This is a genomic window from Mycolicibacterium iranicum (assembly GCF_014190915.1).
Taxonomy (GTDB): domain Bacteria; phylum Actinomycetota; class Actinomycetes; order Mycobacteriales; family Mycobacteriaceae; genus Mycobacterium; species Mycobacterium iranicum_B.
On sequence record NZ_JACHVU010000002.1, the window covers coordinates 583,748 to 594,516 of the forward strand.

Genomic DNA, 10,769 nt, shown 5'->3' on the forward strand with positions numbered 1-10,769 from the left:
TAGTTCTGCTGTTAGCCTGATGCCCATGTCTGCAGGTGCACCACTCGAAGGCCGCGTCGCGTTGATCACCGGGGCCGCCCGGGGGCAGGGGCGCGCGCACGCGATCAGGCTGGCCAACGACGGCGCCGACATCGTGGCGATCGACGTCTGCAAACCCGTCTCCGAGTCGGTCACGTACCCGATGCCGACCTCCGAGGATCTGGCCGAGACGGTGCGATTGGTCGAGGAGACGGGCCGCAAGGTGCTCTCCCGGGAGGTCGACATCCGCGACCTCGCCGCGCAGCAGCAGCTGGTGGCCGACGCCGTCGAGCAATTCGGCCGGCTCGACATCGTCGTCGCCAACGCCGGTGTGCTGAGCTGGGGCCGCATCTGGGAGATGTCCGAGGAGCAGTGGGACACGGTCATCGACGTGAACCTCAACGGCACGTGGCGCACGATCCGGGCGGCAGTCCCGGCGATGATCGAGGCGGGCAACGGCGGCTCGATCATCATCGTCAGTTCGTCGGCCGGAACCAAGGCGACCCCCGGCAATGCCCACTATGCGGCGTCGAAGCACGGCCTCGTCGCGCTGACGAACGCACTCGCCATCGAGGCGGGGGAGTTCGGCATCAGGGTCAACTCGATCCACCCGTACTCCATCGACACCCCGATGGTGGAGCCCGAGGCCATGATGGAGATCTTCTCCAAGTACCCGGCGTTCCTGCACAGTTTCTCGCCGATGCCGTACAAACCCGTTGCGCACGACGGGAAGCCGGGCCTCAAGGAGTTCATGACGCCCGAGGAGGTCTCGGACGTGGTGGCGTGGCTGGCCTGCGACGGGTCGGCGACGATCTCCGGGTCGCAGATCGCGGTCGACCGCGGCACCGCAAAGTACTAGGCGGTTTCGGACAGTACGTCGGTGAATCGAGCGATCGCCCAGTCGATTTCGTCGGCGGTGATGACCAGCGGAGGCGCGAACCGCAGGGTCGAACCGTGGGTGTCCTTGACCAGCACGCCCCGCTGGGCGAGCCGCAGGGACACCTGCTTGCCGGTCCCGTGCACCGGGTCGATGTCGACCCCGGCCCAGAGCCCCTTACCGCGGACTGCGATCACCCCGCGCCCGATCAGACTGCGCAGCCGCGCGTGCAGGTGGTCGCCCAGATCCGTGGCACGCCTCTGATAGTCGCCGCGCCGCAGGATGTCGACGACCGTGCTGCCGACCGCCGCCGCCAACGGGTTTCCGCCGAAGGTCGAGCCGTGCTCGCCGGGGTGCAGCACGTCGAGGACGTCGCGGTCGGCGACCACCGCGGACAGCGGTACGACTCCGCCGCCGAGAGCCTTGCCGAGCAGGTAGATGTCGGGGACGACGTCCCAGTGGTCGCAGGCGAATGTCGCACCGGTCCGCGCGAGCCCCGACTGGATCTCGTCGGCAATCATCAGGATTCCGCGCGCGGTGCACAGCGCGCGGACCCGCGGCAGGTAGTCGTCGGGCGGGACGATGATCCCGGCCTCACCCTGGATCGGTTCGAGCAACACGGCGACGGTCCGGTCGTCCACGGCCCGCGCGAGCGCGTCGGCGTCACCGAACGGGACAGACCGGAAACCCGGTGTGTACGGACCGAAACCGCGGCGGGCCGTCTCGTCGTCGGAGAAGCTGATGATCGTCGTCGTTCGTCCGTGGAAGTTGTTCTGTGCGACAACGATGTTCGAGTCCTCGATGCCCCTGACGTCGAGGCCCCATTTCCGTGCCACCTTGATGCCACTCTCGACGGCTTCGGCGCCGCTGTTCATCGGCAGCACCATGTCCTTGCCGCAGAGGTCGGCCAGGGCCGCGCAGAACGGGGCGAGTCGGTCCGAGTGGAACGCGCGGCTCACCAGCGTCACGGCATCCAACTGCGCATGCGCCGCGGCGATGATCTCGGGATGGCGGTGGCCGAAGTTCACCGCGGAGTACGCGGCGAGGCAGTCGAGGTAGCGCCGACTCTCGACGTCGGTGATCCACGCGCCGTCGGCACTGGCGGCCACCACGGGCAGCGGCGAGTAGTTGTGCGCGACGTGCCGGCTGTCGAGGTCGATCAGCGACTCGGACCGGGAGACCATGGTCGTCACGAAAACACCTCCAGCGTGCAGCATTTGACCGATCCGCCTCCTTTGAGCAGCTCGGACAGGTCGACGCCGACCGGCCGGAACCCGGCATGCCGTAGCTGGTCGGCGAAGCCGGTGGCCGCTTCGGGAAGGACCACGTTGAGCCCGTCGGAGACGACGTTCAAGCCCAGGACGTAGGCATCGGCACTCGCGACCTCGATGGCGCCGGGGAACATCTGCGTCAACGTCGCGCGGGAGTGCGCGTCGAACGCGGGCGGGTAGTAGGCGATCGTGCGGTCGTCGAGCACCGCGAGCGCCGTGTCGAGGTGGTAGAAGCGGGGATCGACGAGCGCCAGGCTGACGACCGGTACCCCGAGGTGTTCGGCGACCTCGTCGTGGGCGCGACGGTCGGTGCGGAAACCATGGCCCGCGAGTACGACGGAACCCACCGTGAGGAAGTCGCCCTGTCCCTCGTTGGCGTGCCGGGTCTCGAACGCGTCGTACCCGTTGCGGGACATCCAGTCCGCGTACGCGGCGGCCTCGCCCGCGCGCTCGGGGTACGCGAAGCGGGCCACCACGGCTCTGTTGCCGATGACGGTGCCGCCGTTGGCGGCGTAGACCATGTCCGGCAGGCCGGCCAACGGTTCGACCAGCTCGACGCGGTGCCCCAGGTCCAGGTAGGTCCGGCGCAGGCCCTCCCACTGGGCCAGGGCGCGTGCGGGGTCGACGGCAGAGGACGTGTCCATCCACGGGTTGATGACGTACTCGACGGCGAAGTGGGTCGGCGCGGTCATGAGGTAGTGGCGCGGGCGGGCCGTGCGCTCGGCCGCGCTCTCGGCGACCGGAGCAACGGCGATGTCCATCGTCATAGCCCAACGATAGGAACGCCACCGGGTGCAATCAATCGTCGAATCTTGCGTGTCTACAATCGATCTGTTGCGCTAGAAGCGCGAAATCGGTGATTTGTTGCGCGAGAAGTCGGAGGAGGGGCAGTGGAACGACTGGACGAGTGCGACGAGCAGATCCTGGCCGAGCTCGCCGACAATGCGCGTGCCACGTTCGCCGAGATCGGAGCCCGCGTGAACCTGTCGGCGCCCGCTGTGAAGAGGCGGGTGGACAGGATGGTCGACAGCGGCGTGATCAGGGGTTTCACCACCGTCATCGACCGCAACGCGCTCGGCTGGACCACCGAGGCGTTCGTCCAGGTCTTCTGCCACGGCACCATTGCGCCGGCGGAACTGCGCGCGGCGTGGAAGGACATCCCCGAGGTGGTCAGCGCCGCCACCGTCACCGGGACGGCCGACGCGATGCTGCGGGTGTTGGCCCGGGACATGCAGCACCTGGAGGAGGCGCTGGAGCGCATCCGGGCCAGTGCGGACATCGAGCGCAGCGAGAGCATCGTCGTGCTGTCGAACCTCATCGAGCGGACGCCCGGGTAGGTCGGTGCTGAGCGCGCGGCTGTGGGGTGGCGCACAACGAGGCCGGGGTCATCATGTAAAAAACCCAAGTGAGCACATCTGAGGTTTCCGGCGGAGTCGTGATCGTCGGTGGCGGACTCGCCGCCGCGCGCACCGCAGAGCAGTTGCGCCGTTCCGAGTACGCCGGCGCCATCACCATCGTCAGCGACGAGGACCACCTTCCCTACGACCGGCCGCCGCTGTCGAAGGAAGTGCTGCGCGCCGAGACCGACGACGTCACGCTGAAGCCGGCGGAGTTCTACGCCGAGAACAACATCACCGTCCTGTTGGGCAACGGCGCGAAGACCCTCGACACCGCGGCCCAGACGGTGACGCTGACCGATGGTTCCGAGGTCCGCTACGACGAGCTGATCATCGCGACGGGTCTGGTTCCGAAGCGGATTCCGTCGTTCCCCGACCTGCCGGGCATTCACGTTCTGCGCAACTTCGACGAGAGCATGGCGCTGCGCCGGGAGGCGGGTTCGGCCGGCCGCGCGGTGGTCATCGGCGCCGGCTTCATCGGGTGCGAGGTCGCCGCGAGCCTGCGCAAGATGGGCGTCGAGGTCACCCTCGTCGAGCCGCAGCCCGCGCCGCTGGCGTCGATCCTCGGTCAGCAGATCGGCGATCTGGTGACACGGCTGCATCGCGCCGAAGGAGTCGACGTCCGTTGTGGCGTCGGCGTTTCCGATGTCAGCGGCGACGACCGGGTCCGCACGGTGACGCTGAGTGACGGCAGCGAGCTCGACGCCGACGTCGTGATCGTCGGCATCGGATCGCACCCGGCCACCGGCTGGCTGGAAGGCAGCGGTCTGGAGATCGACAACGGCGTGGTATGCGACGAGGCGGGCCGCACGAGCGCGCCTCACGTGTGGGCGATCGGCGATGTGGCGTCCTGGCGCGACACCGTCGGAGGTCAGGTACGCGTCGAGCACTGGAGCAACGTCGCCGACCAGGCCCGGGTACTCGTTCCGTCCATGCTCGGACACGAGCCGCCGGCGGCGGTCTCCGTGCCGTATTTCTGGAGCGACCAGTACGACGTGAAGATCCAGGCGCTCGGTGAGCCGGAGGCGACCGACACCGTGCACATCGTCGAGGACGACGGCCGGAAGTTCCTGGCGTACTACGAGCGCGACGGCGCGGTGGTCGCCGTCGTCGGTGGCGGGTTCCCGGGCAAGGTGATGAAGACCCGCGCGAAAATCGCTGCCGGAGCACCCATCTCAGAACTCCTCAGCTGAGAGTCGGTACGTGACAGGGCCACCTCCGCGGAGGTGGCCCTGTTGTCGTCGAGGGTCGTGAACCCCGCGAGATCTACGCAATACATCCCTATCATTACCTTGATATAGCGCTTTAGGGTAATTTGCGGTAGTTTAGGACCGTGAGTGGGGCGATGTACTCGGCCGAACAGGTGGCGGACATTCTCGGACTGCACGTGCGCACCGTGCGCGGATATGTCCGCGACGGTCGCCTGCCGGCCGTGCGGGTGGGGAAGCAGTACCGGATCGCCGAACACGACCTGCGGGCCTTTACCGGCATGCCCGCAGAGCCGGCAGGCAGCCCGAGTGCACATGGGTCGACGGTCGTGCACATCGAGGACGTCGATCGTCTCACCATGGACCGCATCACCACCCACCTGACCGCGGCTGCGGTCGGCCACTCACGCCAGCCGGGACGGCTCGACGTGCACTCGACCTATGACGAATCTGCCCGGCGCCTCACCGTCTTCGTGGTCGGTGATCTGGAGTCCACGGTGGCCGCCCTCGGATTGATCGGCGCTCTGACACGACCGGACAAGAAGTGACAGCCGACGTCTACCGCTCCCCATCGGGCCGGCAGGCGATCGCGCGTGACTACTGCGAGCACCTCCGGCGCTGGACAGTACCGTTGCGGCAGCGCACGGTTGCCACGCGCGAGGGCCCGACGTTCGTCGTGGACTGCGGCCCTTCGGACGCGCCACCGGTGGTCCTGCTGCACGGCGCGGGGAGCAATGGCGCTGTCTGGCAGGCTGACGCGACGCGGTGGTCGGTCACCCACCGGCTGTACATGGTCGACCTTATCGGTGAGCCCGGGTTGAGCGCGCCGTATCGACCCCCGCTGATCTCCAACGCTCATGCGTTGTGGCTCAACGATGTCCTCGACGGGCTCGGTGTGCGCGCCGCGGCTTTCGTGGGAGTGTCGTTGGGTGGTTGGCTGGCCACCGATTACGCGATCCGTCGACCGGGTCGTGTCGAACGGCTCGCCCTGCGCGCCCCCGGAGGTATCGGCCGTCAGCGCTATGGCGCCATAGTGGCGGCCTCGGTTCTGATGCAGTTCGGAAGCCGCGGCACACGGGCGGGCCTGCGATGCGCACTCGGACCCGGCAGCATTCCCGACCCTGTGATCGACTACATGCTCCTGATCCAGCGCAATTACCGCCCGCGCCGTGATGCGCTGCCCGTGTTCTCCGACAGTCAGCTGAGGGCCATCGGCGCACCGCTTTTCGTCGTGCTGGGTGCACGCGACCGCATGCTCGACTCCCACGACACTGCCGAGCGTCTGGCACGTGTGCAGCCTTCGGCATCGGTCACGCTGCTGCCCGGCAGGGGGCACGGTAGCTTCGACGACGGCGCCGACCTGCATGCTTTTCTCTGCCGAGGTGCGAGAACGTGATTCACGCCGACGACCCGGACGCCTTCCGTGACGCAGTGCGCCGAGACCTTCGTGCCGCGGTGAAATCCCGTCAATCGGACGTGATCTCGACCCTGCGAACGGTGATCGCCGCGATCGACAACGCCGAAGCCGCCCCACCGAGCGCGCAGACACCGCGTTACGTCGGCGGCGCTGTTGCCCATTCCTCACCCGGCGTGGGATCCACCGAGGTGCCGCGGCGCACCCTGACGATGCCGGACGTCCACGCCATCGTCGGAGAGCTCATCCGCGAGTACGAGGCGCACCGCGATCACTACCGTTCGTTGGGCCGACACGATGCGGCTGAACGGCTGCAGCGCCACGTGGAGATCCTGCGCGCCTACGTCCCGCAATGGTGAGCGTGCACGGCTAGGACGTCATGTTCGCCAGCGCATGGAGGCGGCCGAGCGCCTCCTCGGCGAGCGCTGACACGTTGTAGCCGTTGCGATCTCCACACGCGGTGATCTCGATGGCAGCGTTGTACGCGGCGACATAGGCGTTGTCGCACGAGCGCTTCGTGCCGGTCAGCGACCACAGCACGATCTCAGCGCTGGGGGACTCGGCGGCGGGCAGTGAGCGGAAGGACAACTCGTTGTCCTCGGTGGTGATGACCGTGAGCTGCTTGTCCCGGCAGTCGTCGATCGTCCGCCTCGCATCACCGGCAGAACGCCGGGCATCGAAATTCGCCGGATAGACCGCGGCCATCTCCTGGATCGAGAAATTGTCCTCGGCGAACCACTGGCCACCTCCGCGGGCGGCGGGCGTGACGCCGACGCCGAACAGGAACGGTGGATCCACCTCCCGCGCCATCCCGGCGCATTCCTCCGGCTCGACGGTGAGGAACAGGTTCGATTCGGCCTCCGGTCGCGCCCTGGCGCTCAACACGTCCGTCACCTGCCCCGCAGTGATCGGCGCGACGGGCCATGCCCGTACCGGGCGGGGGTCGTCGACCACCCGCGTGCAGCCCGCAAGCACCACCATTGCCAGGACCCCGGCGGCCACGCGAGGCATGGAGTCAGGTCTCGATCTCGGCCAGGCCGGAAGCCAGCATGTCGAACGCGTCGCCCAGCGACACCGACAGCACCGCCGATTCGTCGGCCAGCCAGTGCTCGTACGCCGACAACGACACCGCCAGCATGGTCCACGCCACGGTCTGGGGAAGCAGCGCCGAGACCGGCACGCCGAGCCGTCCCGCCACGAACGTCGCGACCACTGCGCGCCATCCCGCGTACATCGTCATCGAATACGCTTGCAGTGCTTCGGTTTCCAGAATGACCCGCATCCGCTGCCGGTGCCGCTCCGCGTCATCGAAGTCGTTGAAGGCCAGGAGCGCCGTCCGCAGCGCGTCGCGGATCGGCACCTGGGGGTCCAGGTCGGCCAGCAGCGCCCGCATGTGGTCGAGGTGGGCGTCGAAATCTCCCCACGGCAGCGCGCTCTTGGACGGGTAGTAGCGGAACAGCGTCCTGCGGGCGATCCCGGCCGCAGCCGCGACGTCGTCCACGCTGACATCGTCGAAGCCCCGCGCCATGAACAGATCGATGGCGACGTCGCTGATGTGGTTCCAGCTCGTCGACCGGCGGCGGCCCACGCGCGCCTTGGCGGCGCTCATCGGATCCCCCCTTCCGTTTAGGCACTCGATGCCATATTGTGAGCGATCTACGTCACAAATGTCGAGACCCTATCCGGGGTCCACACAGCAGAAAGGCGAGATCATGGATCACAATCAGCAGGCCGAGACCGACGAGCTGGTGACCGAGAGCCTGGTCGAGGAAGTGTCCATCGACGGGATGTGCGGGGTCTACTGACCATGACTGCGCCGACGAGCGCTCGCGCGAGGAGCGTGACCCCGACGAGCGCTCGCGCGAGGAGCGTGACCCCGACGGACACGACCTTCGACGCCGACCGGCACTGGCGGTTACACCCGCAGGTGGCGGTGCGGCCCGAGCCCTTCGGCGCGCTGCTCTACCACTTCGGAACCCGCAAGCTGTCGTTCCTGAAGAACCGGACGATCGTCGAGGTGATCAACCTGCTCTCCGATCACCCCGACGCTCGATCCGCTTGTCGCGCCGCAGGAATCGACGATTCCGAGCAGGCGCCCTACCTCCACGCACTGGGCGTGCTCGTCCAGTCGAAGATGCTCGTCGCCGACTCGGGAGACAATTCATGACCCTCGCCGCACCGGTACCCCGGCTGGTCGACCAGTTCGAGCGCGGCCTGGACGCGCCGATCTGTCTGACCTGGGAGCTGACCTACGCCTGCAACCTGTCCTGTGTGCACTGCCTGTCGTCCTCGGGCAAGCGCGATCCGCGCGAGCTGTCGACCCAGCAGTGCAAGGACATCATCGACGAGCTGGAACGCATGCAGGTGTTCTACGTGAACATCGGCGGCGGCGAACCGACGGTGCGCAGCGACTTCTGGGAGCTCGTCGACTACGCGACCGAACACCACGTCGGGGTCAAGTTCTCCACCAACGGTGTGCGGATCACCAAAGAGGTCGCCGAGAAGCTCGCCGCCAGCGACTACGTCGACGTGCAGATCTCCCTCGACGGCGCGACCGCCGAGGTCAACGACGCCGTGCGTGGGCCCGGCTCGTTCGCGATGGCCGTGCGCGCCCTGGAGAACCTCCGGGACGCCGGCTTCTCCGACGCCAAGATCTCGGTCGTGGTGACGCGCCACAACATCGACCAGCTCGACGAGTTCAAGGCGCTGGCCGACACCTACGGCGCGACGCTGCGCATCACCCGCCTGCGTCCCTCCGGCCGCGGCGCCGACGTGTGGGACGAACTGCACCCCACCCCCGCCCAGCAGGTGCAGCTCTACGACTGGCTCGTCGCCCACGGAGAGCGGGTGCTCACCGGGGATTCGTTCTTCCACCTGTCCGGGCTCGGCGCCCCCGGCGCGCTCGCCGGCCTGAACCTCTGCGGGGCGGGCCGCGTGGTGTGCCTGATCGATCCGGTCGGCGACGTCTACGCCTGTCCGTTCGCCATCCACGACAAGTTCCTGGCGGGAAACATCCTGACGGGCACGGGTTCCGGCGCGCCGGGATTCCAGGACGTGTGGCAGAACTCCGAGCTGTTCCGCGAGCTGCGTGAACCGCAGTCGGCGGGCGCCTGCAGCGGATGCAACCACTACGACGCCTGCCGCGGGGGCTGCATGGCCGCCAAGTTCTTCACGGGCCTGCCGTTGGACGGCCCCGATCCCGAATGCGTGCAGGGGTACGGCGAGCCGGCCCTGGCCATGGAACGCGACAAACCCAAGTCGAGCGTGGACCACTCCCGTTCCGGCGGCCGCAACAAGCCCCAGGGGCCCATCCCGCTGACCCTGCTGACCACCCGTCCCCGGCCCCCGGTCGGCGCCGGAGCGCCTCCGAAGAAGTTCTGCAATGAAAGTCCCGTCTAGACATGGCACGTGATACCTGGTTCGAAACAGTCGCCATCGCCCAGCAGCGGGCGAAGAAGCGGCTCCCCAAGTCCGCCTACTCCTCGCTGATCTCGGCGAGCGAGAAGGGCGTCACCGTCTCCGACAACGTCGAGTCGTTCGCCGAACTCGGCTTCGCGCCGCACGTCATCGGCGCCACCGAGAAGCGCGATCAGGCGACAACCGTGATGGGACAGGACATTTCGCTTCCCGTCATCATCTCGCCGACGGGTGTGCAGGCCGTGCACCCGGAGGGTGAGGTGGCGGTGGCCCGCGCCGCCGCCGCGCGGGGCACCGCGATGGGTCTGTCGTCGTTCGCGAGCAAGCCGATGGAAGACGTCACCGCGGTCAACGACAAGATCTTCTTCCAGATCTACTGGCTCGGCAGCAGGGACGACATCCTGGCCCGCATGGAGCGCGCCAGGGCCGCCGGCGCCAAGGGCCTGATCCTGACCACCGACTGGAGCTTCTCCCACGGTCGCGACTGGGGCAGCCCGAAGATCCCCGAGCAGATGGACCTCAAGACGATCCTCAAGATGTCGCCCGAGGTCATCACCAAACCGCGCTGGTTCTTCAGCTTCGCCAAGCAATTGCGCCCGCCGGACCTGCGGGTTCCGAACCAGGGCCGGCGCGGCGAGGCCGGTCCGACGTTCTTCCAGGCCTACGGCGAATGGATGGGCACCCCGCCTCCCACCTGGGAAGACGTCGCGTGGTTGCGCGAACAGTGGGGTGGCCCGTTCCTGCTCAAGGGCACGGTCCGGGTCGACGACGCCAAACGTGCTGTGGATGCCGGTGTTTCGGCGATCACGGTGTCCAATCACGGTGGCAACAACATCGACGGCACCCCGGCGGCGATCCGCTGCCTGCCGGCCATCGCCGACGCCGTCGGTGATCAGGTCGAGGTTTTGCTGGACGGCGGGATCCGGCGCGGCAGCGACGTCGTGAAGGCCGTTGCTCTGGGGGCACGTGCGGTCATGATCGGACGCGCCTACCTGTGGGGTCTGGCCGCCGAGGGGCAGGCCGGCGTGGAGAACGTCCTGGACATTCTGCGCGGCGGTATCGACTCGGCACTGATGGGTCTCGGCAAATCGTCGATCCACGAGTTGACCCGCGACGACATCCTGGTCCCGGAGGGCTTCACCCGCACGCTCGGCGCCTGATACGGAC

The 10,769-nt window shown here is 67.8% G+C and carries 14 protein-coding genes; 10 read left to right on the forward strand and 4 right to left on the reverse strand.

Going from position 1 to position 10,769, the window contains the following annotated elements:
* Positions 1-19 precede the first annotated feature (19 nt).
* On the forward strand, positions 20-877 hold the full coding sequence (locus FHR72_RS06480) for a mycofactocin-coupled SDR family oxidoreductase (protein WP_311736072.1): 858 nt from the start codon (positions 20-22) through the stop codon (positions 875-877).
* Here the strand turns inward: FHR72_RS06480 and rocD are convergent.
* Together rocD and ddaH are read right to left on the reverse strand one after the other, a co-directional pair.
* Positions 874-2,079 carry an ornithine--oxo-acid transaminase gene (rocD, locus tag FHR72_RS06485; RefSeq protein WP_183467253.1) on the reverse strand — a complete coding sequence of 402 codons (1,206 nt, stop codon included), beginning with the start codon at positions 2,077-2,079 and terminating at the stop codon, positions 874-876. The genes FHR72_RS06480 and rocD overlap by 4 nt on opposite strands.
* A 5-nt stretch (positions 2,080-2,084) precedes the next feature.
* Entirely contained in the window at positions 2,085-2,927 is an 843-nt protein-coding gene (gene ddaH / locus FHR72_RS06490; protein ID WP_183467254.1) for a dimethylargininase, read from the reverse strand.
* Positions 2,928-3,056: 129 nt separating this feature from the next.
* On the opposite strand from ddaH, the gene FHR72_RS06495 reads away from it, so the two are divergent.
* The 5 genes from FHR72_RS06495 (at position 3,057) to FHR72_RS06515 (ending at position 6,544) form a co-directional block, all read left to right on the forward strand.
* Positions 3,057-3,503, forward strand: a complete 447-nt coding sequence (locus FHR72_RS06495) for an Rv2324 family transcriptional regulator (protein ID WP_183467100.1) — start codon at positions 3,057-3,059, stop codon at positions 3,501-3,503.
* Between the two features lie 68 nt (positions 3,504-3,571).
* Positions 3,572-4,756, forward strand: a complete 1,185-nt coding sequence (locus FHR72_RS06500) for an NAD(P)/FAD-dependent oxidoreductase (RefSeq protein ID WP_183467101.1) — start codon at positions 3,572-3,574, stop codon at positions 4,754-4,756.
* Between the two features lie 140 nt (positions 4,757-4,896).
* Positions 4,897-5,319 (forward strand): helix-turn-helix domain-containing protein, encoded by a 423-nt coding sequence (locus FHR72_RS06505; RefSeq protein ID WP_183467102.1) that lies wholly within the window; start codon positions 4,897-4,899, stop codon positions 5,317-5,319.
* Positions 5,316-6,167 (forward strand): alpha/beta fold hydrolase, encoded by an 852-nt coding sequence (locus FHR72_RS06510; protein ID WP_183467103.1) that lies wholly within the window; start codon positions 5,316-5,318, stop codon positions 6,165-6,167. Before FHR72_RS06505 ends, FHR72_RS06510 begins: the two co-directional genes overlap by 4 nt.
* Positions 6,164-6,544 (forward strand): GatB/YqeY domain-containing protein, encoded by a 381-nt coding sequence (locus FHR72_RS06515; protein WP_183467104.1) that lies wholly within the window; start codon positions 6,164-6,166, stop codon positions 6,542-6,544. The genes FHR72_RS06510 and FHR72_RS06515 overlap by 4 nt, the downstream gene beginning before the upstream one ends.
* Before the next feature lie 10 nt (positions 6,545-6,554).
* On the opposite strand, the gene FHR72_RS06520 is transcribed toward FHR72_RS06515, so the two are convergent.
* Positions 6,555-7,196 carry a sensor domain-containing protein gene (locus FHR72_RS06520; protein ID WP_183467105.1) on the reverse strand — a complete coding sequence of 214 codons (642 nt, stop codon included), beginning with the start codon at positions 7,194-7,196 and terminating at the stop codon, positions 6,555-6,557.
* Between the two features lie 4 nt (positions 7,197-7,200).
* The gene (mftR, locus tag FHR72_RS06525) at positions 7,201-7,794 is read right to left on the reverse strand and encodes a mycofactocin system transcriptional regulator MftR (protein WP_183467106.1); all 594 of its coding nucleotides are present in this window, start codon (positions 7,792-7,794) and stop codon (positions 7,201-7,203) included.
* 103 nt (positions 7,795-7,897) lie between these two features.
* Between mftR and mftA the strand changes: the two genes are divergently transcribed.
* Genes mftA through mftD form a run of 4 tightly spaced genes read left to right on the forward strand, consistent with a single transcriptional unit; the run spans position 7,898 to position 10,762 of the window.
* Complete coding sequence (mftA, locus tag FHR72_RS06530) at positions 7,898-7,990, forward strand: mycofactocin precursor MftA (protein ID WP_183467107.1); 93 nt, start codon at positions 7,898-7,900, stop codon at positions 7,988-7,990.
* 2 nt (positions 7,991-7,992) lie between these two features.
* The gene (mftB, locus tag FHR72_RS06535; RefSeq protein WP_221193072.1) at positions 7,993-8,352 is read left to right on the forward strand and encodes a mycofactocin biosynthesis chaperone MftB; all 360 of its coding nucleotides are present in this window, start codon (positions 7,993-7,995) and stop codon (positions 8,350-8,352) included.
* Entirely contained in the window at positions 8,349-9,584 is a 1,236-nt protein-coding gene (gene mftC, locus FHR72_RS06540) for a mycofactocin radical SAM maturase (RefSeq protein ID WP_183467109.1), read from the forward strand. The genes mftB and mftC overlap by 4 nt, the downstream gene beginning before the upstream one ends.
* A gap of 2 nt (positions 9,585-9,586) precedes the next feature.
* Positions 9,587-10,762, forward strand: a complete 1,176-nt coding sequence (gene mftD / locus FHR72_RS06545; protein ID WP_183467110.1) for a pre-mycofactocin synthase MftD — start codon at positions 9,587-9,589, stop codon at positions 10,760-10,762.
* Positions 10,763-10,769: the final 7 nt, after the last annotated feature.